Source organism: Fusobacterium sp. (genome assembly GCF_030528405.1).
GTDB lineage: Bacteria > Fusobacteriota > Fusobacteriia > Fusobacteriales > Fusobacteriaceae > Fusobacterium.
The window spans coordinates 1-26,665 of record NZ_JAUMYY010000023.1 but is presented as its reverse complement, the minus strand read 5'-3'; the positions used below and the strand labels follow the sequence as shown (position 1 = coordinate 26,665).

At 28.6% G+C, this 26,665-nt stretch carries 23 protein-coding genes and 2 pseudogenes; 14 read left to right on the top strand and 11 right to left on the bottom strand.

The annotated features are described in order from the left end of the window. The 3 genes and pseudogenes from Q4A58_RS05210 to Q4A58_RS05200 form a co-directional block, all read left to right on the top strand. A pseudogene (locus Q4A58_RS05210) lies at positions 1-1,638 on the top strand (SMC family ATPase); the annotation flags it as partial. A 15-nt stretch (positions 1,639-1,653) separates the two neighbouring features. Then, positions 1,654-2,295 (top strand): epoxyqueuosine reductase QueH, encoded by a 642-nt coding sequence (locus tag Q4A58_RS05205; RefSeq protein WP_303117145.1) that lies wholly within the window; start codon positions 1,654-1,656, stop codon positions 2,293-2,295. Then, positions 2,295-2,918 (top strand): hypothetical protein, encoded by a 624-nt coding sequence (locus tag Q4A58_RS05200; protein WP_303117143.1) that lies wholly within the window; start codon positions 2,295-2,297, stop codon positions 2,916-2,918. The genes Q4A58_RS05205 and Q4A58_RS05200 overlap by 1 nt, the downstream gene beginning before the upstream one ends. A gap of 113 nt (positions 2,919-3,031) precedes the next feature. Here Q4A58_RS05200 and Q4A58_RS05195 read toward each other — a convergent pair whose 3' ends face one another. From Q4A58_RS05195 to Q4A58_RS05185, 3 genes are all read right to left on the bottom strand, one after another. Next, positions 3,032-3,430 (bottom strand): pyridoxamine 5'-phosphate oxidase family protein, encoded by a 399-nt coding sequence (locus Q4A58_RS05195; RefSeq protein ID WP_303117141.1) that lies wholly within the window; start codon positions 3,428-3,430, stop codon positions 3,032-3,034. Positions 3,431-3,517: 87 nt separating this feature from the next. Further along, positions 3,518-3,937 (bottom strand): Rrf2 family transcriptional regulator, encoded by a 420-nt coding sequence (locus Q4A58_RS05190; protein WP_303117140.1) that lies wholly within the window; start codon positions 3,935-3,937, stop codon positions 3,518-3,520. Between the two features lie 78 nt (positions 3,938-4,015). After that, positions 4,016-4,747, bottom strand: coding sequence for an HAD family phosphatase (locus tag Q4A58_RS05185; RefSeq protein WP_303117138.1), 732 nt, complete (start codon positions 4,745-4,747; stop codon positions 4,016-4,018). A 189-nt stretch (positions 4,748-4,936) separates the two neighbouring features. Between Q4A58_RS05185 and Q4A58_RS05180 the strand changes: the two genes are divergently transcribed. The 6 genes from Q4A58_RS05180 (at position 4,937) to pepF (ending at position 10,793) form a co-directional block, all read left to right on the top strand. Continuing rightward, on the top strand, positions 4,937-5,764 hold the full coding sequence (locus Q4A58_RS05180) for an endonuclease/exonuclease/phosphatase family protein (protein WP_303117137.1): 828 nt from the start codon (positions 4,937-4,939) through the stop codon (positions 5,762-5,764). Next, positions 5,764-6,402, top strand: a complete 639-nt coding sequence (locus Q4A58_RS05175; RefSeq protein ID WP_303117135.1) for a thiamine diphosphokinase — start codon at positions 5,764-5,766, stop codon at positions 6,400-6,402. Before Q4A58_RS05180 ends, Q4A58_RS05175 begins: the two co-directional genes overlap by 1 nt. 127 nt (positions 6,403-6,529) lie before the next feature. Further along, positions 6,530-6,913: a thioesterase family protein gene (locus Q4A58_RS05170; protein ID WP_303117133.1), complete on the top strand. Its 384-nt coding sequence runs from the start codon at positions 6,530-6,532 to the stop codon at positions 6,911-6,913. A 195-nt stretch (positions 6,914-7,108) separates the two neighbouring features. Further along, positions 7,109-8,332, top strand: a complete 1,224-nt coding sequence (locus tag Q4A58_RS05165; RefSeq protein WP_303117131.1) for a uracil-xanthine permease family protein — start codon at positions 7,109-7,111, stop codon at positions 8,330-8,332. Between the two features lie 17 nt (positions 8,333-8,349). Continuing rightward, positions 8,350-8,829, top strand: a complete 480-nt coding sequence (locus Q4A58_RS05160; RefSeq protein ID WP_303117128.1) for an S-ribosylhomocysteine lyase — start codon at positions 8,350-8,352, stop codon at positions 8,827-8,829. Between the two features lie 152 nt (positions 8,830-8,981). Then, positions 8,982-10,793 (top strand): oligoendopeptidase F, encoded by a 1,812-nt coding sequence (pepF, locus tag Q4A58_RS05155; protein ID WP_303117147.1) that lies wholly within the window; start codon positions 8,982-8,984, stop codon positions 10,791-10,793. 71 nt (positions 10,794-10,864) lie between these two features. On the opposite strand, the gene panF is transcribed toward pepF, so the two are convergent. Both panF and Q4A58_RS05145 read right to left on the bottom strand, forming a co-directional pair. After that, the gene (gene panF / locus Q4A58_RS05150; protein WP_303117125.1) at positions 10,865-12,319 is read right to left on the bottom strand and encodes a sodium/pantothenate symporter; all 1,455 of its coding nucleotides are present in this window, start codon (positions 12,317-12,319) and stop codon (positions 10,865-10,867) included. A 12-nt stretch (positions 12,320-12,331) separates the two neighbouring features. Beyond that, a complete protein-coding gene (locus tag Q4A58_RS05145; protein WP_303117123.1) occupies positions 12,332-12,607 on the bottom strand; it encodes a YhdT family protein in 276 nt (91 codons plus the stop codon). 176 nt (positions 12,608-12,783) lie between these two features. Here Q4A58_RS05145 and Q4A58_RS05140 point away from each other — a divergent pair, with 176 nt between their 5' ends. Both Q4A58_RS05140 and Q4A58_RS05135 read left to right on the top strand, forming a co-directional pair. Then, a complete protein-coding gene (locus Q4A58_RS05140) occupies positions 12,784-13,413 on the top strand; it encodes an MBL fold metallo-hydrolase (protein ID WP_303117121.1) in 630 nt (209 codons plus the stop codon). A 22-nt stretch (positions 13,414-13,435) separates the two neighbouring features. After that, complete coding sequence (locus Q4A58_RS05135) at positions 13,436-14,371, top strand: NAD(P)/FAD-dependent oxidoreductase (RefSeq protein ID WP_303117120.1); 936 nt, start codon at positions 13,436-13,438, stop codon at positions 14,369-14,371. Between the two features lie 91 nt (positions 14,372-14,462). Here the strand turns inward: Q4A58_RS05135 and der are convergent, their stop codons facing one another. From der to Q4A58_RS05120, 4 genes and pseudogenes are all read right to left on the bottom strand, one after another. Beyond that, a complete protein-coding gene (gene der, locus Q4A58_RS05130; protein ID WP_303117118.1) occupies positions 14,463-15,785 on the bottom strand; it encodes a ribosome biogenesis GTPase Der in 1,323 nt (440 codons plus the stop codon). A gap of 166 nt (positions 15,786-15,951) precedes the next feature. After that, positions 15,952-16,335, bottom strand: a complete 384-nt coding sequence (locus Q4A58_RS05125; protein ID WP_303117115.1) for a hypothetical protein — start codon at positions 16,333-16,335, stop codon at positions 15,952-15,954. A 9-nt stretch (positions 16,336-16,344) separates the two neighbouring features. Next, positions 16,345-16,680: pseudogene (locus Q4A58_RS08085) on the bottom strand (DUF3307 domain-containing protein); the annotation flags it as partial. Positions 16,681-16,697: 17 nt separating this feature from the next. After that, entirely contained in the window at positions 16,698-17,495 is a 798-nt protein-coding gene (locus Q4A58_RS05120; protein ID WP_303117113.1) for a SatD family protein, read from the bottom strand. A 271-nt stretch (positions 17,496-17,766) separates the two neighbouring features. On the opposite strand from Q4A58_RS05120, the gene Q4A58_RS05115 reads away from it, so the two are divergent. Both Q4A58_RS05115 and Q4A58_RS05110 read left to right on the top strand, forming a co-directional pair. Further along, entirely contained in the window at positions 17,767-18,186 is a 420-nt protein-coding gene (locus Q4A58_RS05115) for a hypothetical protein (protein WP_303117110.1), read from the top strand. 10 nt (positions 18,187-18,196) lie between these two features. Then, entirely contained in the window at positions 18,197-18,331 is a 135-nt protein-coding gene (locus Q4A58_RS05110; RefSeq protein ID WP_303117108.1) for a hypothetical protein, read from the top strand. A gap of 294 nt (positions 18,332-18,625) precedes the next feature. Here Q4A58_RS05110 and Q4A58_RS05105 read toward each other — a convergent pair whose 3' ends face one another. Both Q4A58_RS05105 and Q4A58_RS05100 read right to left on the bottom strand, forming a co-directional pair. Continuing rightward, positions 18,626-19,414, bottom strand: coding sequence for a formate/nitrite transporter family protein (locus Q4A58_RS05105; protein ID WP_303117106.1), 789 nt, complete (start codon positions 19,412-19,414; stop codon positions 18,626-18,628). Between the two features lie 19 nt (positions 19,415-19,433). After that, complete coding sequence (locus Q4A58_RS05100) at positions 19,434-20,267, bottom strand: hypothetical protein (RefSeq protein ID WP_303117104.1); 834 nt, start codon at positions 20,265-20,267, stop codon at positions 19,434-19,436. Between the two features lie 277 nt (positions 20,268-20,544). On the opposite strand from Q4A58_RS05100, the gene Q4A58_RS05095 reads away from it, so the two are divergent. Beyond that, positions 20,545-26,665: autotransporter-associated N-terminal domain-containing protein (locus tag Q4A58_RS05095; RefSeq protein ID WP_303117103.1), on the top strand; the 6,121-nt coding region annotated here is incomplete at its 3' end.

The window sequence follows — 26,665 nt, the reverse complement described above, 5'->3', positions numbered from 1 at the left end:
AAAATATTGAAAAAAAAAATAAATGACTTAGAGAAAAATAAGTATTCTTTAAATAAGCAATTAGAGAAAAATATTGTTGATCTCAATTTAAAAAAAGAAGAAAACTTAAAATTTTCTAAAGAAAATATCTATAAAAAATTAGAAGATTTGGAACATATAAAGAAGAAAGTTTTAGAAACTCGAAAGAATATTTTAGTAGTTGAAGAAAGAATAAAGGCTCTAGAAGATGCAAAAGAAAAGTTATCGACTAAACTTTGTCCACTATTGGGAGAAAATTGTGAAAATATCGGAGAAAAAAATATAGATTTGTATTTTTCAGAAAAAATTTATACTTCAAATTTGGAGGTAAAAAATCTAAAAGTCTTTTTGAGTGAGTTAGAAAATAAAAGTTTGCAAGAAAAAGATTTAAACGAAGATATTTTAAAATCTAATTTTTTAGAAACAGAAATCAAAAAAATAGAGAAAAATATAGAAGAAGCAAAACTTACATTGAGGGAGATGAACTTTGAACTTGAAAAGGAAAAATTTTCTATTGAAAGAATTTTATTTGACTCGAAAATAGAAAGTAAAAAATTTTTAAGAGAAGAAATAGAGAAAACAATAGCTGGTATATCATTTTTAAATTTGGATGATAAAAATAGAAATCTAAAAAATATTTCCACTAAAATTTTTTCTTTAAAGGGAGAAGAAGTAAATATAATTAAAATAAACCAAAAAAATGAAGAGGAAATAACAAAAAATAAAGCTGCAATTAATGAGGGGATTAATTCTAAAATTTCAAATATAGAAGAGATAATAACTGAACTTGAAGAAAAGGAAAAAAAATTACAGCAAGCTCATAATGTCTATCTTGAGAATATAAATATTTCTAATACGGTTCAAGGTATAAGTCAGGATATTGAGCTTCTGATAAAAAATATTTATAAATTGAGAGAACTTGTATCAACTTATTTAGAGAAGATGACATTCACAAAAAAAATTCTGGAAAAGATAAATTTATTTGAATTAAAGGTAAAATTTGAGAATACTAATTCTAAAATAGTTGAGTTAAGTGAAAAATTAGGTGTAATTAGGGAAAAAATTGAAAATACAAATATGGACTTAGTTAGAACAAAATTGCAAAAAAAGAAGTTAGAAGATTTATTAAAAAGAATAAAAAAACTTGAAACCAAGCTCTATAAGACTAAAAATATAAGGATTAATATAAAAGGGATGGGGCTTAAAATTTCAAAATATATGCTAGAAAGTATCAGTTTAGCAGCTAGTTTAAATTTTAATAAAATAACAGGTAGGACAGAGAAAATTTTATGGACAAATGAGCTATATTTGGAAAATGGTAAAGAGAAAGAAAATAAATATGCAGTTTACTTACTTAGCAAGGATAAAAAAATAGCTTTTGAAAATCTATCAGGTGGTGAACAGGTAGCAGTTGCAATTTCTTTAAGAGAAACTATGACAGAATATTTTTCAAATTCGAGATTTATTATTTTGGATGAGCCTACCAATAATTTAGATAAGGAGAGGAAAAAATTATTGGCTGAGTATATAGGTGAAATACTTAATAATTTAGATCAAAGCATAATAGTAACACATGATAATACTTTTAGGGAAATGGCAGAAAAAATAATAGAAATATAATGGGGTAAATTTAAAATGAAAACAAACTATGATTTAAAAATGGAGGATATAATAAAAGAGCTTAAAGAATTTGGAAAGAAAAAGACTTTGCTTATTCATTCTTGCTGTGGTCCTTGTAGTTCAGCAGTTTTAGAATATTTAAATAATTTTTTTAAAATAGATATTTATTTTTATAACCCGAATATTACAATAAGCTATGAATATTATCATAGGATAGCTGAACAAAAAGAGATGATCAAGAGATTGGAATATGATATGAATGTTATAGAGGGAGAATACAATCCAAAAGATGATTTTTTTGAAAAAATAAAAGGTTTGGAAAATGAAAAAGAAGGTGGAAAGAGATGCTATTCCTGCTATGATATACGAATAGGAGCAACTGCTAAAAAAGCAAAGGAGGAAGGCTATGATTTTTTTACAACAGTTTTAAGTATCAGCCCTATGAAAAATGTAAATTATATAAATGAAATAGGAGAGAAATACTCCAAACAATATGAAATAGCTTTTTTATATGCAGATTTTAAGAAAAAAAATAGATATTTGAGATCTATACAGATATCGAAGGAACTTGATATGTATAGGCAGGATTACTGTGGTTGTATTTTTTCAAAAATTGAAAGAGAAAATTATGAAAAAAATAGAGGGGAGATAGATTGATGGCTAATTTTTCTGAAAAAATTGTTAGAATAGTATCATTAGTTTCTTTAATTTTTGCTATTTTGTTTTCATATTTTAAAAATATATACTATTCACCACTTATTTTACTTTCACTGATGATATATTTTTCAACAGTAGGTGTTAAAATGTTTGAGGATAGTATTTATTTTAGAACTAGAGTAATATTTTGGCTGCTTTTTGTAATAATTATTTTCTTGAGGATATATATAAATGAAAAGGCAGGAATAGATTCAATGAAAATGCAAAGATTTTTGCTTACAGCAGGACTTATTTCTCTTTGTATAGGAATTTGGATAGGAGACTTCTTTGCTAAATATATCTATATAAGATTAAAGTTTTTTATAAATAGGATGAGTTCAAATTCTCAAAATAGATTATACAGAATAGTGAAGATAGAAAATATAGCTCAATCATATTTAAAAAATCCAGGTAAAAAAATCGCTTTGAACTTCTTTCGCATAACTTTAGATGTAGATGGAGAAAATAAGAGATTTTTATTGGATAAGGATTTATTTGAACAAATAAAAGATAGAAATGAATTGAGAGTAAATTTGAAAAAAGGTTGGTTGGGTATGTATTACGGAACTGAGATTGAAAGATAAAAAAATAAGCTGTTGTATACTATATTTTGAACTGCACCCAAAATCTTGGACACAAGATTGGGGATGCAGTTTATTTTTTCAAATACAACAGCTTTTTAATTATTTATTTAGTATTATTCAGTAATTTTAGTTCCAGCAGTAGCTCCAGATCTTAAAGTATAAATTTCTTCAATGTGAAAAATAACAGCAGCTTTAGGCACTCCCATTTTTCCTTTTGCCCATTCAACAGCTTCATCATAATATTTTCCTTCTGTATGAACTTCAGCAGTTCCAGTAAATCTATACCCATCTAATTTTTCCCAATTAGCATAACCAATAGCAACTTTAGAACCCCTTTTAATATTTTTCATTATTTCTCCGCCAGTATTTTCATTGAATATTAATGTTTCATCATCATAAATACGGCAAGATCTTTTTGGTCCTATATTAGGAGTACCATCTTCCTTTACTGTAGCAATCCAACCAAGTTGTGTAGTAATTATTTCTTTCATAGCGTCTGTTAATTTAGCCATTTATATCACTCCTTTTCAATTATAAAAATTTAATTTTGATTTATATGGTATATTTTACCACTTTAAGACAAATTTTTCAAGTATAAATTACAGATCTATACCTTTATTCTTGACTAGGTCATAGAAGTTAATCTTATCAAAATCATTTAGTAGTTCGTCTTGAATATATGTTAGAGATTTTCTGATACTACAATCAATCCCTCTAGTTGAACATATAGTTTCGCTATCTATACATGGTTGTAGAACAATATCATCATCAATAATTTCTATGATATCTCTAAAAGTAAGCCTTTTAGGATCCCTTGCTAAAGAATAACCTCCCTTAGCTCCTCTATAAATTTTAACAATACCAGCTTTCTCTAATTTTTTTATTATACGCAGACAAAAAAGTCTTGGAATTTTTTCTTCTATTGAAATTTCATTAGAAGAAATTATATCTTTATCTCTATGGAGAGTAAGATAATATATTATTTGTAAAGCATATCTAACTTCATTCTTAATTTTCATATTTTTCACCCTTTATCAAAGTATATTAACATTGTTATATATTATACTAATTTTTTATATAAGTTGTAAATCTTTTTTTTAAAATTCTATAGTTTCTACATCTGGCTTAATTTTATAAATAACATCTTTTCGTTCAACAATAATCTCAATTTTTTTTCTTAAGCTATCAGAATTTTTAATTTTCTTTAAAAGTTCTCTACTTGGATTTATAGCCCTTGGATTTCCAACAGACGAAAGCATTGAGAAATCACCATTAGTATCACCGTATGCAAAGCTCTTATTCATATCTATGTTATAGAATTTTATAAAATTATCTATAGCTTCCTTTTTATGTACTGAGTCCCACATTGGTTTTATTATCTTGCCAGAAAATTTTTTATCTTGCTTATTAATTTCATAAATTGAACCACAATAGTCATCAGCGCCAAATTTGTTTGCCATCCTTGATACTAGAAATAATGGACTTCCTGAAATAAATATAATTTTATGACCAGCTTCTTGATGAAATTTTATCATTTCTCTAGTGTAAGCATAGACTCTATTTCCTTTTAAAGAAACAACTTGATCAGATATGAAGTCATTATATTGAACAGGTAAACCATTTAGAGCTTTCTTATAAAGTTCAATCAGATCTAAAAGATAGTTGTCATAATCCCCCTTTCTGGTATCCCAAAGATGATACGCTTTCTCAACTTCCAATTTATAATAGATGTCGTCAAATAATTCATATTTTATCATTTTTTTAAAGTGTTCTATAAGAAGTGCATTCCTATATATAGTACCATCTATATCAAAAAAAGCAGCAATCATCTTAGATTCACCTCCAATAATTTATCATATTAGAATTTATTATATCATATAATAAAAAAATAGTATACAAAAAAGGTGTAAATTTAGATTTTTTATAGAATTATTCTTAATTAAATGTTAAAATTAAAAATATTAAATATTTTTAAGAGAGGAGGCTATGTAATAAATAATTTATTATATAGAAGAAAAATGAAAAAAATATTTCTAGTCACACTATTTTTTATATTTTCCTTAGTTAGTTTTACAGAAGAGGCTTATATTGCAAGTTTTAATGTATTGAGATTAGGGGATAGTAAGGAGAAAGACATTGTAAAAACGGCACAAATCATATCTGTATTTGATATAGTTGGTTTAGTAGAAGTAATAAATAAAAGTGGAGTAGAGGAATTAGTTGATGAGCTTAATAGACAAACTAGAGATAAATGGGATTATCATATTTCAAAATTTGGAGTTGGTTCAAATAAACATAAGGAATTTTTTGCCTATGTTTATAAAAAAGATAGGGTTAAATTTTTAAGGTCTGAGGGTTTTTATAAGGATGGTAAAAGTACTCTTTTAAGAGAACCATATGGAGCTAGCTTTAGAATAGGAAAATTTGATTTTACACTAGTTTTGGTTCACACAATCTATGGAGATGGAGAATCTCAAAGAAAGGCTGAAAATCTAAAAATGGTAAAAGTCTATGATTATTTCCAAGCTAAAGATAAAAAAGAACAGGATATTATAATAGCGGGAGATTTTAATCTTTATGCATTGGATGAATCGTTTAAACCTCTTTTAAAGCATGAAGATAATATAACATATGCAATAGAGCCATCAATAAAAACAACTTTAAGCCCTAGAGGAAGAGCAAATTCATATGACAATATGTTTTTGAGTACAAAATATACAAATGAATTTACAGGAGTAAGTGGAGCTCTTGACTTTACAGAGGGAGATTATAAAACAATGAGAGAAAAAATTTCAGATCACATTCCAGTATTTATAGTTGTTGATATATCTAAGGATGATGATTAATGAAAATAGCATATATTTTTTTAAATGCTGAATTGTTAGGAGAAAAAAGTTTTTATAAGAATTTTATAGAGAAGAATAGGGGAGATATTTTTTGTGCAGATGGAGGAGCAAATATATCTTACCTACTTGAGCTTAATCCCTTAGAAATTTGGGGAGACATGGATTCAATAAAGGATGAGGTCTTAAAATACTACGAAACTGGGTCTGTAATTATAAAAAAATTTTCAAAAGAGAAAGATAAAACAGATTCAGAACTTTTGTTGGAATATCTGTTCGAAAAAAAATATAAAAAAATTTATTGTATAGCAGGCTTAGGTGGAGATATAGCTCATGAACTTACTAATATCAATCTATGCTTTAAATATCAGAACTTATGTTTTTTAACAGAGGAAAACAAACTATTTTCTATAGAAGGAAAAGAAGTTTTTAAAGATTTAAAAGATAGAGAGATATCTTTTATAATTTACTCGGATAGTGTAGAAAAATTAACTTTGAAAGGCTTTAAATATGAAATACAAGATTTAAAACTCTTGCGAGGAGATAGTAGATGTATGAGCAATATAATAGCTCAAGATCTAGCAGAAATTAGCTTTAAAAGTGGAAAACTTTTAGCAGTTCTAAAGAATAGAATGATATGAAATAAAAGTTAAAAAAGCTACTAAGAATTAAGTAAAATTTATAAAAATAAAATTGACTTATTTTATCGTTTAATATAAAATTGTAAAGACGAAATATTGAGGAAACAAAATATTAAGGAGGGATTTTATGCTAGAAGTAGGAATGAGTTATGAAATAAAAAGACCTGTTACAGAAAAAGATACTGCAGCAAGAGCTGCATCTGGAGCTGTTGAAGTTTTTGCAACTCCTATTATGATTGCTTGGATGGAGGAAGCATCTTTACAATTAGTACAAAAAGAATTAGAAGAAGGATTGACAACAGTCGGAACAGAAGTAAATATAAGGCATCTTAAGGGAAGCTTAGTTGGAACAAAGATGAAAGTGGTTTCTACATTAAAAGAAATTGATAGAAAGAGATTGGTTTTTGATGTCGCTGTCTATGAAGAAGAAGGAGATGTACTAGTTGGTGAAGGAACTCATACTAGATTTATAATAGACACAGCTAAGTTTTTTGAAAAATTAAAAAAGTAATATAAGAAAGATAGAGAGATCTATCTTTTTTTTAAGTATTTAAAAAAGCAAAAATAAAAAAACTCGTTTTTTATAAAACAAACTTAAAAGCTCTAGGAATAAAATTTTTGAGTTTTCTATGACAGTATAACTAGTTATAAGTTTTATTCTTATTTAAAATCAAAAATATTTTTACATAAAAAGGAAAGGAAAAAAATGGAAAAATTAAATTTAAAAGTTAAATTTGTATTGGGAATTCAACATGTACTTGCGATGTTTGGGGCAACTGTATTGGTGCCATTCTTAACTGGTTTAAATCCTTCAATAGCTCTTATAGCAGCAGGATTAGGAACTCTTATATTTCACAGTGTTACTAAGGGTATAGTACCTGTTTTTTTAGGTTCTTCTTTTGCCTTCATAGGTGCAACTTCATTGGTGTTACAGTCGTATGGTATAGGAGTTTTAAAAGGAGGAATAATAGCTGCAGGTGTAGTTTATATGACAATGGCAGGGATAGTTTTAAAATTTGGTGTGGACAGAGTAAAATCATTTTTTCCACCAGTTGTAGTAGGTCCTATAATTATGGTTATAGGTTTAAGGCTTAGCCCAGTAGCATTAAATATGGCAGGCTATTCTAATGGAAGTTTTGATAGAGATGGACTTATAATTTCTTCAGTGGTAGTTCTTACTATGGTTTTTATAAGCATATTAAAAAAATCTTTTTTTAGATTGGTGCCAATTCTAATTTCAGTTATGGTAGGTTATGTACTTTCTATTATGTTAGGTCATGTAGAATTTACAAAGGTAGCAGAGGCAAATTGGATAGGCTTACCTCAGGATGCACTGTCTTCTTTAATGGTAATGCCTGAGTTTACTTTTACTGGAATTGTTGCAATAGCTCCCATTGCTTTGGTAGTTTTTATAGAGCACATTGGTGATATAACTACAAATGGAGCAGTGGTTGGAAAAGATTTCTTTAAAAATCCAGGAGTTCATAGAACTTTACTGGGAGATGGTTTGGCAACAATGGTAGCTGGCTTGATAGGGGGACCTGCAAATACAACTTATGGAGAGAATACAGGAGTATTAGCAGTTACAAAAGTATATGATCCCTCAGTTTTGAGGTTAGCGGCATTAATAGCTATAGTACTTGGGTTTATAGGAAAATTTGGAGTAATTTTACAAACAATTCCTACTCCAGTTATGGGAGGAGTTTCTATAATTTTATTTGGTATGATAGCAGCAGTTGGAGCCAGAACAATAGTTGAAGCAAAACTTGATTTCACTCATTCAAGAAATCTTGTAATTGCATCACTGATATTTGTATTAGGAATTGCTATAGATAATATAGCAATATATAGAGCAATATCTGTTTCAGGGCTTGCTATAGCAGCTCTTGTTGGAATAGTTCTTCATAAGGTTTTACCTGAAGATGTATAGATATATGGAGGGAAAATATGGAAAAAATTGCTAGCTTTCAAGTGGATCATCAGAAATTAAGTAGAGGAATTTTTGTTTCAAGAATAGATGAAATAAATGGGAACTATTTAACAACTTTTGATATAAGAATGAAATTGCCTAATAGAGAGCCTGTTATGAATATTGCAGAAATGCATACAATAGAACACTTAGGAGCTACATTTTTAAGAAATCATAAAGTTTGGAAGAATGAAATAATATATTTTGGACCTATGGGTTGTAGAACTGGTTTTTATGCGATAATAAAAGGTAAATTGGAATCAAGTGAGCTTTTAGAGCTTATTAAAGAAATGTTCGAATATATATCTGTATTTGAGGATAAAATTCCTGGAGCTTCTGAGATAGAGTGCGGAAATTATTTGGATCAGAATTTACCTATGGCAAGATATGAAGCAGAAAAATATTTAAAAGAAACTCTATTTGATATAAAAGAAGAAAATTTAAAATACCCAGAGTAAAAGGAGAAAATTTTTGTATGAAAAATCTTTTAGTAAGTTTTTTTGCTTGTATATTGTTCTTAATAGCTTGTAATAAAAATAAAGAAAAAAATGTGAAAAATGAATTTGAAAATAAAAGTTTTAAAATTGAAGAAATAGAAGGAAGTAATATAGTGAAAGATAGAAATTTAATAGATAAAAAATATAAATGGAATTTAGAAGATATTTATAAGTCTTGGAATGAATGGCAGCTAGATTTAAAAAAAGTAGAGGAGCTTATGAAAGAAGTTCCTAAATATAAGGGACAAATAAAAGATAGCTCAGAGAAATTTGTAGAATTAAATAATTTAACTGAAAAAATTTCAAGAATAATTGATAAGTTGTATCTATACCCATATATGTTAAAAGATTTAGACTCAACAGATGAAACTGCATCTATAAAAATGCAGGAAATAGAGATGTTATTTGGGAAATTTGCTGTTGAAATAGCTTGGTTAGATCCAGAAATTTTAGAAATACCAATAGAAACTATGAAAGAATGGATAGAAAAAAATCCAGAGTTAAAAGTAAGAGAATTTCCTCTTATGGAACTTTATAGGTTGAAAAGTCATTTGCTTGATGAAGGGAAAGAAAAATTACTTTCATATTATTCACAATTTATGGCTTCATCATCAGATATATATGGAGAGCTATCTATATCAGATATAAAGTGGAATAAGGTTAAGCTTTCAACTGGAGAAGAGGTGGAAGTAACTAATGGACTTTACTCTAAAATTTTATCAACCAATAGAAATCAAGAAGATAGAAGACTAGCTTTTGAAGCGCTGTACAATAGCTATAACAATTCAAAAAATACTTTTGCTGCTATATATAGAGCAATAGTACAGAGAAATGTTGCAACAACAAGGGCAAGAAACTATAAATCTTCCTTAGATAAAGCATTGGAAAATAAAAATGTACCAAGGGAAGTTTTCTTATCACTTATGGAATCAACTATAGAAAATTCAGCACCTCTTAGAAGATATATGGAATTGAGGAAAAAAGCTTTAAAATTAAAAGAATATCATTACTATGATAATAGTATAAATATTATAGATTATGATAAGGTTTTTGAGTATGATAAGGCAAAAGAAATAGTTTTAAACTCTGTAAAACCTTTGGGAGATGAATATCAGGAGAAAATGAAAAAAGCAATATCTGAAGGATGGTTAGATGTATTTGAAACTCCAAATAAGAGAAGTGGAGCTTATTCTGTAAATATCTATGATGTCCATCCTTATATGCTTTTAAACTATCAAGAAACGATGGATGATGTATTTACTTTAGCTCATGAACTTGGGCATACAATGCATAGCATTCTCTCAAGTGAAAATCAACCTTATCCTATAGCAGATTATACAATATTTGTAGCTGAAGTGGCATCTACTTTCAATGAGAGGTTATTGCTTGATTATATGTTAGAAAACTCAAATGATGCCTTAGAAAAAATAGCGCTTTTAGAGCAGGCGCTTAGCAATATTGTCGGAACTTTCTTTATACAAACTTTATTTGCAACATATGAGTATGAAGCTCATAAATTAGTAGAAGAAGACAGGGCAATTACAGCAGATATATTATCAGATTTAATGGAGGATTTATTTAAAAAATATTTTGGGGATACAGTACTAATAGATGAGCTACAAAAAATAATTTGGGCAAGAATACCTCATTTCTTTAATTCTCCATTTTATGTATATCAATACTCCACATCATTTGCAGCCTCAGCTAAACTGTATTCAGATTTAAAAAACCCTAAAATATCAGAGGAAGCTAGAGAGAGATATTTAACATTGTTAAAATCTGGTGGTAACAATCATCCTATGGAACAATTAAAATTAGCAGGAGTAGATTTATCACAGAAAGAAAGCTTCGATGCAGTTGCTAAAGAATTTAACCGTTTGATTGACATATTTGAAGAGGAACTTAAAAAAGCTGGAGTAATATAAAATATATTAAAAAGCTATTGTAATTATAAAATTTCTTAATTACAATAGCTTTTTATTTTTTAAAATTATTTTTAATATTCAAAAAATGTTTCTATAATATCATCCGAAGGTTTTTTTCCAAGCAAAGAACCTACTATAAACGCTATAAGAGAAATAGCTAAAGAAGGAACAACATTGTGTAAACCAAAAACAGAAACTTTAAATATTTCTATATAGAGATAGGTAGTAATACCAAAAACCATAGAAGCTATAGCTCCAATGGAGTTTGCTTTCTTCCAATAAAGTCCTAAAATTAAAGGACAAAAGAATATAATTTCCTGACCAGCTAAGGCAAATAAATTTATCCAAACTATTAGACTCAATTGTTTAAGTGAAAGCAAAAATACTAAAATTCCAATAAAAAATGAAGTAAACATAGATATTTTTTTTACTTTTTCTTCACTAGCTTTCTTATCAAAATAACTTATATAGAGGTCTTTTATAATGGTTGAAGAAGCCATTATTAAAAGAGAATCCACAGTAGACATTATTGCTGCAAGAGGTCCACCTATAAAGACTCCCGCCAGTATAGGATATAAATTTTTAAGAGCCAATATAGGAATTATTTTATCAGCTATATCTAAATTTGGTTCTACAGCTTTAGCCATCACTCCAACTAGATGCATACCTAAAACTAAGATACCAACCAGAGAAGTTCCTATAATCATAGCATTGTGCATAGCTTTAGAATCTTTAAATGCCATACACCTAACAGTAGTTGCTGGTAGACCTAATATTCCAATTCCAACTAAAATCCAAAATGACATTATAAAAGGTTTAGCTATATTACCTCCAGAATCTGGTCTTAAAAGATTAGGATCTATATTTTTTATGCTTAGCATGATATTTTCCATGCCATTTCCTTTTTTTAAAATTACAAAAAATAATATAAAAGTTGCTATGAACATAACAGTAGCTTGAATAGCATCTGTTAAAGTTACGGCTCTGAAACCTCCAAGTGTTGTGTATATAATAACAACCATTGAAAATATTATTAACCCATAAACATAAGAAAGACCTGTAACAGCTTCAAAGAGTCTTGCTCCTCCGACAAATTGAGCAACAACAGCACCTATAAAAAATATTAAAAGCATAATAGAAGATAAGATATTTACTGCATCATTATCATATCTCTTTTTTAAAAGATCAAATATAGTTACAGCATTTATTTTTCTTGAAATTATAGACATTTTTTTCCCAAGTATTCCAAGAGTAAAAAAAGCAGTAGGAACTTGTATGCATGCGAGTAACACCCAGCCCAGTCCAAGTTTATAAGCAACTCCTGGACCACCAATAAAGGAACTTGCTCCAATATAAGTAGCAATTATAGTCATTGCAAGTACAAAGCCTCCCATAGATCTATTTCCTATATAGTATTCTTCTGTAAAATTAGAAGAATTTTGCTTAATTTTATTAACCCTGTAAGCTATATAAAGGGTTAAAAGCAGATATAAAATAATTGGTAAAATTATTAGAATTTTATTCATTTTTCCCCCTTATTAATCTTTTTTGTTTTTTTCAAATTGTTCAAAGTCTATATCTTTAAATAAAAACTTAGTAGCTAAAAAAACTAAAAAATTTATTAAAACCAGTCCAAGTACACATGAATAAAAAAACCATTCAGGCATTCCTAGAATATATTTGTAATCTTCAGTATTTTTAGGCGGGAATATATATGCGAAATAATACCACCATAAGAAATATAATAAGTATAAGGCTACAGTTACTAAAACTTCTTTATTGATTTGTTTGGCTATATTTTTTTTATCTTTCATGAAAAACTCCTTTACCAGATAAATTTCCACACAATTATATCACCTATTTATTTTTTGTCAAAAAAAACTAAGGAAAATTTTTTCTCTAAAAAATTGAGAAAAATAAAATTTAAAAGTAGACTGCTTTAGTTCTATTTGTTATAATATAAGAAATATTAAAAATATGGAGGAATATTATGAGGGTAAAATGCTTTCCTTTAGGAGCAATGTATACGAATTGTTATTTAGCATATGATGAAAAAACAAAGGATGCATATTTCTTTGATTGTGGTGGGAAAAATATAGAAAAACTAAATAATTTTATAAGAGATAATAACTTAAGCTTAAGATATATAGTATTGACTCATGGACATGGAGACCATATAGAAGGGTTAAATCTTTTAGCTCAAACTTATCCTGAGGCTAAGGTTTATATTGGAAAAGAAGAAAAGGATTTTTTATATAATTCCAATTTGAGCCTTTCAAGAAATATTTTTGGAAATGACTTTATTTTTTCAGGCAATTTGATAGAAGTTTCTGAAGGAGATATGGTCGGAGTTTTTAAAACTATTGATACTCCAGGGCACACGATAGGTTCAAAATGTTTTTACTATGAGCCAGAAAATATTTTAATCTCGGGAGATACTATGTTTAGAAGAAGTTATGGTAGATATGATCTTCCAACTGGTGATATGAACAGTTTGTTTAACAGTTTATACAAGCTTTCTAAATTACCTTCTGAAACAGTTGTATATAGTGGTCATAGTGATGAAACAACAATAGGTGAAGAAAGAGAATTTTTAAAATATATAGGAGTGTTAATATAAAATAAACTAATGGAGGAAGATGATGATAAATCAAGATAAAATTTATGATGTGGTAATAGTTGGTGCAGGTCCTGCAGGTCTTACAGCTGGAATCTATGCAAGCAGAGGAAATTTATCAACTCTTATTTTAGAAAAAGATGGCATAGGAAGTATGATAATGACTCATCAGGTAGATAACTATCCAGGATATAAGGCAGGAAGTACTGGAAAAGAAATTTATGATGCTATGAAAATTCAAGCAAAAGATTTTGGTTGTGAATTTAAATCTGCAACTGTTTTAGGTTTTGATCCCTATGAGGAAATAAAAGTTGTAAAGACAGATGCTGGAAATTTTAGAACGAAATATATAGTAATTGCGACTGGTTTGGGGAAAATAGGAGCAAAGAAGGTAAAGGGAGAGTCAAAATTTTTAGGAGCTGGTGTATCTTACTGTGCAACCTGTGATGGAGCTTTTACAAGAGGAAAAGTAGTTTCACTTGTAGGAAAGGGAGATGAGCTTATAGAAGAGGCACTTTTTTTAACTAAGTATGCAACTAAAGTGAATATCTTTGTAACCGCCGATGATTTAGATTGTAATGCTGAGCTTAAAGAAGTTATAGAATCTAAAGAAAATGTTAGCATAAAAACAAAGGTTAAACTTTTAGAAATAAAAGGTAGTGACTTTGTGGAGAGTTTAAATCTAGACATTAATGGAGAAACAAAAGAAATAAAAACAGACTTTGTTTTCTTATATTTAGGAACAAAAAATAATTTAGAGTTATATGGAGAATTTGCAGCTATTTCTGCAAGGGGTTATATAGAAACGGATGAGAATATGAAGATAAGAACTGACAAGATGTATGCTATTGGAGATATAAGAGAAAAAGAAGTGAGGCAGATAACAACTGCTACGAGTGATGGAACTATAGCAGCTTCAATGATAATAAAAGAAATATTAAAAGCTAAAAAAAATTCATAAGTCAATATGAAAAATGAGAAAAAGCTGTTGTAAATTTTGAGTTCTAGTTTTTATAGAAAACTTTTACAAAAAATACAACAGCCTTTATATTTTAATCTTCTGAATTTTTCTTTTCAAAACTTATCATTATAGGTGTACCATCAAAACCAAAGGCTTCCCTAAATTTGTTCTCTATATATCTGGCATAAGAAAAATGAATAAGTTCAGGATAATTACAGAATAAAACAAATTTTGGTGGAGCAACAGAAACTTGAGTGGCATAGTTAATTTTTACAACTCTTCCCTTTCTAGTAGGAGGAGTATTCATTAAAATAGCATCTTTTAAAACAGTATTTAAAAGTCCAGTAGAGATTCTTTTAGTGTATTCTTCATAAATTTTATCTGAGATTTCTAAAAGATTAGTTGTCCTCTGCCCTGTCAGTGCTGATACAAATTCTATGGGTGCATAAGATAAGAATGGAAGCTCTGCATAAAGTTCTTCCCGAACTTTTTTCATAGTATGAGTATTTTTATCAACTAAATCCCATTTATTCATGACTATAATAATAGGTTTTAACTCCTCTGCTGCGATTCCTGCAATTCTCTTATCTTGCTCTGTCAATCCCTCTTTTGCATCTAGCATAAGTATACATACATCAGCTCTTTTAATACTTTTTAATGCTCTTAAAACAGAATAATATTCTAAGCTTTCTTCAATTTTAGATTTTCTCCTGATTCCAGCTGTATCAATTATCATATATTTATTGTCTTTATATGTTATTAAAGTGTCAATTGCATCTCTTGTTGTACCTGCAATATCACTAACTATAGCTCTTTCTTCTCCTGAAAGTTTATTAACTAAGGAAGATTTTCCAGCGTTTGGTTTTCCAATTATAGCTAATTTCAAAACATCTTCAGCTTCTTCGGGAAAATCTAAGCGACCTATAATATCAACGACTATATCCAGCATATCCCCTAGATTTACCTTGTGTGCACCAGATATGGGAACTAAATATTCAAAACCCAAGCCATAAAAATCATAGATGTCATCTTGTTGTTCATTGAAATTATCTATTTTATTAACACATAAAATAACAGGTTTGTTTTTCTTTCTTAAAATATAAGCAATTTCTTCATCTAAGGGGTTTAATCCTCCCTTTCCATCTACAACAAATAGAATAACATCTGCTTCGTTCATTGCAACTTCGGCTTGCTCTCTTATTTTTGTCATCATAAAATCATTATTTCTGGGTTCTAAACCTCCTGTATCAACAATTACAAACTCTGCACCACTCCATTCAGTATCTCTATATAATCTATCTCTTGTCACTCCTGGCATATCATCGACTATGGCAAGCTTATCTCCAATTAAATTATTAAATAAAGTTGACTTTCCAACATTTGGTCTTCCAACTATAGCAACTATTGGTTTCATTATATCACATCCTTTTTTTCTGCTGTTTAGCTTCCAGCAGTAGGTAAAAAATCCAGTTTTAAATAAAAGATAGGAGACTGAAGCCTCCCTAACTCTATAATTATAATATTATCAATATAAAAAGTCAAGGAAACTATATTTTAATTTGTAATGAATTTTTGTTAAATCATATATATTTTTTCAAAATCATAGAAATAATTAATGCAATAAATAAACTTGTTAGGGTACCAACAAGATATTTTTCTGCAAAGTTTTTGTTTTCCATCTGTTTAAAACGAGCTATACTTTTTGCAGTCATAACCAGCCCTATTGCACCATATTGGTTATTGAGAACCAAAATAGCTACTATCATTCTTTCTAATTTTCCTATCATAGCTCCTGCTTTTAGCTCAAAGATATTTGATCTTTCAAATCTTTTATTTGAAATTAAGGCTAGTACTTTTTTTGTCAGAGTAGCTGCTGGTTCAGATAGGAGAGTGAACAATAAAAAATATATAACTAATGTATTAAAGTATTCATATTCTTGACAACAGCCATAAAAAGTATTCAAATGTTCACTCAATTTAAAATAATGATAGATAGCGAATAAGGTAGTTATATTTAAGACTTGATGAAATATGAAAATAAAAAGAAGAGCTCTAGGTTTATGAAATTTTAGTTCTATCTTATTTTTGATATAGAGAGCTAACATATAGAAAAATGAAATAATAAAAATGGCTATAAAAATATGTTTAAAATCAAAAATCAATAGAAAAGCTAGGCAAATTATAAAAAAATAAATCAGGCAATGTAGCAACAAAATTTTTCCTTCTTTCTTTCTTTTTTCAGAAAAAAAGGAAGATTGGAACAGAAAAGCTGCAAAAAGATGAAACGCTAAAAGAAGAAAAAAAGTCATGGTTAAGCTCCTTTCAATTAAATTTTCATAGTTTTTAAAATAGTAACTGCCATATTTCTAAGTTCATAGATACTAGCAGTCTTTATAGTTTTTTCAACACTCTGCCTGCTTATACCTAAATATTCTGAAAGTTGAGTAGAAAGTCCTCTTTTTTTGCCTATTGTTATAAAAAATTCTTCATTATCGATCTCAATAGGTTTTGATAAAAATTTATTTTTTATATTTTTTTGAAGGTGTAAAAGATTTTCATGATTGATAAATTTTAAAAGGTTAGGTATTTTTTTACTATCAATAATATTTTCTTTTGTAAGTGGGTAGAGAATTTCTGATACTAGCATTAATTCATTTTGATAGACACTTTGTTTACTGGAAACTAAAAGTTCTGCAGCTAATAGAGAATTAATAATAAAATCATCCTTAGCTTTTGAAAAAAATAATCTTGAATATTCCAACGAATTTCTTGCAGAATTTATAGCTTCTCTAGCATTATGATATGCAGAACCGTCTTGAGCTGTTGTACTGGCATTGTTCATTACAACAGTCCATTCTCCCACTCCTATTCCTGCATGAATTTTTACAGGGAAAATAAGCATGGAAAAAATTCTTAAATATAAATAAGCAGCTGCTGAAGAAGAAAAAAGTCCTTGAATTTCATCACCAGCACTAAACTCAACCTTTTTTTCAGTTGAAGTATGGAATATATCATTTAGAGCTTTTATAATATCCATTATTTGATTTTGCAAAAAATTTCTATCTTTTAAAGAATATGCTTTAGATTTCTTTAAGTCTATCATTAAAACAGTGTATTTTTTCAAGTTAATCACCTCTTGATTCAGTTTAACATAGGATTTTAAAAAAAGCAACTCTTTTTAGTTGCTATTAAATTGAGCAACCTTTTTAATATGTATATATAAAATATTATTTTTTAAAATATAAAAATTTATAAAAAAATAAAAATGACTAATTAAGATAAATTATTTAAAAAGCACAAATTTTTGAATGGGAAATAAAATTACATTTAGAATTGATTGACTTTAATCCTAAAAGCATATAGAATTTAAATAAAAGATCTAAGGGGGATTTTTTATGAATAATAGTGAATTTATAACTAAATATACATCAGGAAAATGTCTATCTTTTGTTGAATTTCAAGTTATAGCACAAAAATATGGAATATATTTTGAAAAGATAAATAATGATATTGTTGTTTGCTATAAAGGAGAAGGTGATCCTAGAGTAGATGCTTTCAATTTTTATAAAAATTTTTTTCCTGAAACAAACTTAAATCCAAGTAACTTTGATTTAATAAATCATATAAGAGATTTTCACTTTAAATTTTTAAAGGAAAAAATAAATCAAATCGCACAAAACTATTCTCTACCACCTGTATATAATCAAAGTATATCTTTGAAAGACAATGCAATATCTTTACTTAATACTTTAAAATTAAGGCATGCAATTTATCAAAAAGATATAGATATAATCAAATATATATTGAATTTATAGAGGGAGAAAATTGAAAAAAACTTTTAAGAATCTAGAAGACAAGTATAAGCTTTTAAAGGAAGGAATAAAATTTTCTTGTTTTGAAATTGAAGAAGAGAGTTTAGCTTTTTCTGATAAAATTTTAATAATTATCTTGCCCTTATAGAGAATATACCAACAGGAGTTAATACTTGGCTTAAAGAATACCCAAGTATAGTAGAAAGTTCAGATAATTTAGCCATAGTCAAAATTACTGATAATGAGATAACTATCTTAGTTTCTATAAGAAGTTCAGAACCTTCAGAACTTCAGAGTTTATTAAATAAAATTATAGATATTGCTAAAAAATATAATGCAGGACATTCTATTTCAGGTGCTTATCCAGAGTGGAAATTTAAAACAGACTAGATATTAAAAAAGAAGCTATTACAGATAGAACTGCAGTAGCTTCTTTAATTTCTTATTCACAAATTGTTAATCCACAGCTTTTTTTATTATGATGCGTTAAATAAAGTGGTAGAGCTATAAAAAATGCTCCTCCGACTATATTTCCTGTTGTTGCAAAAAATAAATTATAAGCTATATCTGAGTAGGTAATTGCTATTCCAGCCATTTTAGCAGCACTTAGATAGAGCATATTTGCAACACAGTGATCATAGCCTAAAATTATAAAGAGCATTATAGGAAACCAAGCTGCAAAAATTTTTCCTATGACATCCTTTGCACAGTATGTTAAAAGGACAGCTCCACAAACTAAGACATTACAAAGTATTCCTTTTAAGAATAAACTATATGCTGGAGCACTGACTTTGTATAGAGCTAGTTTCTCAAGATATAAAAGAGAATCTTCATTAAAATTATGAGTTTCTATTGTAATATAAGCAATGAAAACTCCTCCAAGAAAATTAAAAATATATACAATAAGCCAGTTTTTTAACAATTGCCTTATTGTAATATTTTTATTTATAACTGCTACTGCTAACATACAGTTACTTGTAAAGAGCTCAACTCCCAGCAAGACAACCATAATCAAGCCCACAGGAAATACAGCACCTGCTACAAATTTTGCCAAGCCTGCATTTGTTTTAACAAGGCTTGATGAGGCGACAATACTTCCAACTGCACCAAAAGCTATAAATATTCCAGCTAAAAATCCTAATAAGCCAAGTTTATAAATACACTTATTTCCTTTTTCAGTACAAACACTTAGTAAGTAATCCATAAGTTCACTTGGATTTTTCATATTCATTTTCTACACTCCCCCATAATTAATTATAATTTTTAATTTTTTCTATAGTTTTTTTAGAAAAATTTAATTCTTCTAAAAGTTTAAAATTAGAATTTTTAAATAATTCTTTGATTCTATTCTCATACTTTTCTTGATAAGAAGATAAATAAAATTTTTGATTGAAAAAATCTATATCATTTATATATTTAAATGTCATTAAGTAGTTTCTACCTTTTACTATTTTTATAAATTCTTCTCTTAACATCTCTGTACTTAAGTTCCATATCATATCTTTTGAATTTTTTGTAGCCTCTAAAGCTTGTTCATCAATTTTTAATAGAGATTTTTCGGAAAAAAATCTGAACATACGCAGCATTCTAAAAGGATCTTCTAAAATTCTTTTTTTTGCTTCTCCCATAAAGCGAATTTTTCTTTCATTTATATCAATAAGAGATTTAGGGTCTGCAAAAATTAAATTTTCGCCATCATAGGCAAGAGAATTGATAGTAAAATCTCTACGCAGCAAATCCATTTCTATATTATCAATAAAATTAAAGGAAAAATCTTTACGCTTACCATAATATTCTAAATCTTCTCTGAGCCTAGCTATTTCAAATTTTTTATTGTTAAATTTAATTTCAACTATATTCAGTTTTTCAGATACTACTCTTGTTGAAAACAGCTTCTTATCAGAAAACAAATCTAAGATTTCTAACAATGATAAATTAGTAGAAAAGTCACAATCTTTAGGCTGAAGTTCAAGAAGTTTATCTCTTATATAGCCACCAACAATATAAGCCTTAGATTTTTCTTTTAAAATTTTAAATATTTTAGTTGTGTCATCATCAATTTTGATCCGAAATTTTTTGAACATTTTGTTTCACCTAGCTTAACTTAATATTACACATTGTATATTTTAACCAAAAAAATAGAATAAAGCAATGTTTTTAAAATGATTTTATTAATTAATAATAGGTAAGGAGAAATTGTTTATATTTGAACTATAATCAAATTTTTTACTTAAATGTTATATTTAAAAAAATAATAAAATATTGTATACTTTTTGTGAAAAATATGTTATATTAAAATAAATATTAAAATTGTCATATTTATATTAAAGCAAATAATGCAAGTACAGATAGGGGGGAAGTATGAACAATAAACATTTTGATTATGCTAAAAAAAATATAAAAGCGCTGGCTAGAAGATATAAAACTATATCATATTCAATTAGTTTAGTTTTAACTTTTGCTATGCTAGGAGTGAATGCATTTTCTGAAGAAGTAAGTTTAAAAGTAAACAAACAGGAAATAGTTAGCTCTACAGAGAAATTAAGTGAAGTTTTGAATAATATAAAGCTAGAAAATGAAAAGAAGTTAAAAGGAGCTAATTTAGAATTAATACAACTTATAGAACAAGGGAATCAAGTTGTAAAATCACCATGGGCTTCATGGCAATTTGGAATAAACTATTTTTATGACAATTGGGGAGGCAGTTTTAGAGGTGAAGGAGATAAGGCTAAGAAATATCCTTATGAGGGAATTTTTACTAGAGGAGAATGGTGGGAAAGAAATGTTTCACCAGAAAGTAAAACTTATGAAAGAATTGTAAAAAGAAACAATCTAAAATCTTCATTAACTAATAATAGGGATGGATATAATTATGGTTTAGTTAGAACAAAGAAAATTCCTGATAGAGGAACTCCTTTTGTTATTGAACCTGTTATAAATATAAAAACTCCGCCCTTACCAAACTTAAATATAAATCCAATGGAAATTGTTCCAAACATAAAATTTACTATACCTGATGTTGCTACAAGTGGATTTAATCCTAGAGAATTATCTTCAGTGGAACCTAATGTGTTTAATCCACCTGCATTAGATCAAGTTGCAACAGGATTTGCTCAGGATATGCAAGGAGTTTCATTTTATATGGAACCTAATGTTATTATTAATAATGCAAGTGGAAATGCGAATGCTTCAGGGACTACTGTAACTATTTTAGATAATGGATTTTCAGTTGATAATCCTTTTACATACATTGGTAGAAAAGATAATCAGGGAAGAAGTACAACGGGTGAAGGTACAATTGCTGGTACTTGGAGTTTTGATCAATCAAATCCAGATCCAAGTATAGCTAATTATACTGATGCAAGAGCAGGAAGTATTATAACTAATTCCACTGGAGTTTATAATCAATATAAAAATGCTAATCATTATAGAACAGGGAATCCATCTTCACCACAAGCAGTTTTCAGTTTTACACAATATCAACAAGGTAACGAGATAAGACCTGGAAATACTACTTCGACATCTGATATAAGTGGAGACTGGACATTAAAAAATACTACTTCTGATCCAATTAGAAGAAACAAAAATCTTTCTAATACAGTAAGATTTATAAGTGTAAATGGAACACATGTTTTTTCCTTTTATGATCCGATGGTAGCAAATTTTAATGGCAATTTAAAAATATATGGAAGATCTGCTTTTGATACTCTAACCAAACCACTATATAAAAATTGGACACATATGACAGTGGCTGTGGAACAACAAGCTGCTAGTGCAAAGGAGTCAATATTTACTAATAATGGTGTTATAACATTAGAAAGAGAAGCAGCTAAACCAGCTGTAAATCCTAAAGATGACACTTTAGGCTCTTTCTTAATTGGTTTTGCAGCTATGATTGAAGATTATGGTCAATATCAACCTGTGACAGGTAATTCAGTCTTGCATACTCGTTATTCAGATATTACTTTTAGACCTTGGGCTTCAGAAATGAATAATAAGGGTACAATAAATGTAAAAAGTGTGGAAAGTATTGGCATAGATTTTTCGGAATTTAGTTTTGAGCCAGATGCAGGTAAAATAAATAATAGTGCAATTAACATAGAAAAGCAAAAAGCTTGGGGTAATAAAGGTTCACTTAGAATTTATATGAATACTGGAAATATAAATGTTTCAAGTATAGATCCTGGTAATTTAGCAACAGTCAGAGGAAGTTACGGTATAAGAGTACCTAACATATTTAACGGTGGAAGAATAGGTAAAACAGTAGATAGTGAAGGAATTTATTATGATGAGACAATTATAGATGGTGAGAATGGAACAGTAACTTTAACAGGAGATCATAATGTTGGAATTTCTGTTTCTAAAAAAATTGGTGGTTCTGGAACAGGGACAAATGAAAACAATGATACTTATTCTGAATATAAGCAAACTATTATTACTGGTCAATATAATGGACAAGTATATAATGTTGGAAAAGGAACAATGAGTGTCTATAATTATCAGACAGGAAAAGGTGCAAATGGAACTGGTTTAGGTGGAAAAACTGTTGACAAAGCAAACCTTGATAATACAGGTAGAACAGAAAAGGATTTAATAGGAAATATTTATAATTTAAATATATTAGTTGATGGAACAGAAAACATAGGATTTTTAAGAAATTTTGACTACATGTACGGAAACTATTCTCAAGCTACAAAGACACTTGCAGAAAATGATTTTAATATAAAAGATACACATATAAAGTCTATAAATTTTTCTTCTACAGCCAATGGAGGAGTTTTATTTAGAACAGATAGATATGGAATTAATTTAGAAAAAAATCTTACAGGTGCAGAGGAAGTTAATTCTGGAAATGCAAGTGTTGCTGATAAGAAATATAACATCGTTATGCTTGCAAATGGAGCTAAAAATCCTAATGACACAGTAGTTCCAAAAGTGAAAAATACTGGAAATATTACATTTGCTGCTGGTGGGCAAAATTTAATAGGACTTATGGCATATAGTGGTGGTAAGGCTGAAGTAATAGGAGATATAACTATAACAAATTCCCCTTCATCTTTAGGACTTGTTATAAATGGAAGAAATATAAATAGAGTAAGCGAAGGGCTTAGTTCTGGAAATATAAGTGTAAATGGAAATGAATCAGTTGCCATATATAATAATGGCGGTAAATATGAACTAAGTGCTGGAGGAAAACTAAATGCTAGTGGAGAAGGTGCTATAGCTGTATATGCTTCTAAAAATGGAGCAGACTTAGCAGAAACAAAATTAGGAGCTGGTCAAGTTTCTGTAAGTGGAAAAGGTTCAGTAGCACTATATGCAAATGGCGGTTCAAATATAGAATTAAACGGAACTAATTTAGATATAAGTGATGATAATCTTTTATTTTATGGAGCTGAAAATTCTAAATTACATCTTACAGGAGATGCCACAGCTAATATTGCCTCTGGAGGTACGGCATTTTATGTGAAAAATCCTATTGGAAGTCCATTAAATAGTATTCGTTCTAGTTCATCAACAGGGCAATTGACAGTAAATTTAGCCGATAATTCAACTCTTATAGTTGCAGAAGGAAATGGTGGTACAAGTGGAGGAGAATTACTATCAAATCTTTCAAATAGTACTTCGACAACAGGAATTATAATAAATGGTTCAGGAAATTATACACCTTATAAAGCATATAGATTACCTTTAATTGTTGATACAGATGTTGATCTAAATGAACCAACAGATAAGTATCTAATTTCAGAATTTTCATCATCAAGTGTTACATTAGAAAATGGAAAAACTATTTCTGGTTCAGGAAAAATAACTTCACCTTCTAACTTAGCTAAGAGATCAAAATCAGCAATAGCACAAAAGAATACTAAGCCTGGGGTAACAAGAGATGATGTGGTTCTTACAAATAATGGAACAATAGATTTAACTGGAACAGAGATGGTAGGAATAGTTGGAGAATTTTCTAAAATAGAAAATAATAATATTATAAAAACTATTGGAGATGGTTCGACTGCAATAATAACTACAAATGGTGGTATTGCGACTAATAATTTAACTGGAAAAATAACTGTAGGTAATGCAGGAGTAGGAATAGCAGGAATAAATTATCTAGGAGTGACAAATGTTCCATCATTAGTTCAGCCAAAAACAGGAGAAGGCTTTATAGAAATAGTTAATAATGGAAGTATAAATTCGACTGCAACAAAGGACTCAGCAATAGGAATTTTAGCTTTAGATTTAAAAGAAAGTGCTGATGGAAAAGTTTCAGTTACTGCTACTAAAGCATCTAAAATAACTTTAGGTAATAAGTCTTCAATAGATGTTTCTTCAAGTGCTGGTGGAGTAGCTGTTTACTCAAAGGCTATCTATAGAAGTGGAGCTGCAAAGATAATGGATAATGGTTCTAAAATTACTATAGCCAATAACGGAGTTGGTATCTTTGCTGAAGGTACAGAAATAGAAGCTGTAGGTGGAAGCATAGAATCAATAAATAAAGCAACAGCTAAGGCTGTCTACACAGACTCAGATATAATAAATTCAAAAAATATAAAGCTATTGGGAGATAAGTCAATAGGTATTCATAATTATGCTGTCAATAGCCTGTATGCTTCAAATAAAGGAAGAAATTATGTTAAAATTTCTAATTCAGGAGAAATTACTTTAGGGGATTCAGAAAGTATAAATGATCCAAGTATAGGAATTTATACAAAATTTGGAGAAGTAGAACATAAAGCTTCTATTTTAGGAGGAAAAAATACTGTAGCTATTTATTCAGATGTTGCAAGAGATGTAAATCTAATAAATGGGCATATAAAGTTAAAAGATGGAGCTCTAGCTATTTATAAAAAACAAGGGAGATTAAATCTTGATGCTAATAGTACTATAGAAGTAGATAATAATGCCACTGTTGCTTATGCTAATAACGGTGTAGAAATAATTAACAATTCAAGGGATATAAAGATAAAAGACAATTCTTATGGTTTTGTTATCCTTGATAATGGAACAAATAAATATACAAGTAACTTAAATTCAAAGTTTACAATGAATTCAGGAAGTGTTTATTTATACAAAAGTGGAGCTTCTGGAGAAGTTAATTCTTCAACAACTGTTAATACAACATCTTCTAAAAATACTGCACTTTTTGCAAATAATAATGCAATAATTAAAAATTTTGGCTTATTAAATCTAAAAAATGGATTTGGGAATATTGGTGCTTTTGCTCTTACTAATGGAGAAGTTGAAAATAATTCGAAAATAATTGTAGGAAGTTCTGATATTAAAAATAATTATTTTGCTATAGCTATGGCTGCTCAAAATGGTGGAAAGGTTGTAAATAAAAGTGGAGCTACTATTGAAGTAACAGGAAATTATGGCATAGGAATGTTTGCTGAAGGAGCAGGTTCAAGAGCTGAAAATCATGGAACAATAGCAATGGTATCTGCTGGAGAATTAAAAGGTGCTTACGGAATGTATTTAACAGACGGTGCTTATGGACTAAATACTGGAATTATAAAATCTGGAAACTATAACGGAGATGTCAATAAAGAAGCTCTTTATGGTGTTGCTGTTATGAATGGAGCAACTTTTGAAAATAAAGGAACTGTTGATATAGATGCAAGTAATTCCTATGGAATATATATAAGAGATGCTGTTATTAAAAATTATGGAACAATTAAAATTTCTGGAGCAGGTTCAGTAGGGATAAGAAATAAAGAAGGAAGAAATGAGTTTGCTAATGCTATCACAGAAGCAGACTTAGCTGCTGCTGGTGTTATAGCTTCAAATGGAGCAAAAGCATATTTAGATGAAACGAATGGAGCTTCTAACCCTATATTAACAGGAAGTACAGAAATTTCAACATCAGGTGTTGTAACTATAGATGGAAAAATTGTTCCTATACATGATTTAAGACCAGGACCAAAACCAGAAAATAAAAACTTTGTTTTTTCAAATGTTGGCATATATATTGATACATTAGGAAGAACAAATCCTATAAATTGGGTAGATGGCTTCAATCCTAACATCGATAATGATTTAATAATAGGTTCTGAAGCAGCTGAAATTTCTAATGCTAGAGCAATAAAAATAGGTAGAGATATAATAACACCTTTTATTAAGCCATATTTAGATTCTACTAATAGTTCTACGAAGAAAGTTTTAAGTACAATATCTGGCTCTCTTACTTGGACAGTACAACCAATAGAAGGAAGAAGTGGTATGCCTGAAGAAGCAATTTTAGCAAAAATTCCTTATACGGACTTTGTTGATAAAACAGAAAATGCATGGAACTTTACAGATGGCTTAGAACAAAGATATGATAAAAATGAACTAGGTTCAAGAGAGAAAAAATTATTTAATAAATTAAACTTAATAGGAAAAAATGAACAGGCATTGCTAACTCAAGCTTTTGATGAAATGATGGGTCACCAATATGCAAATATTCAACAAAGAATACACTCAACAGGACAAATACTTGATAAAG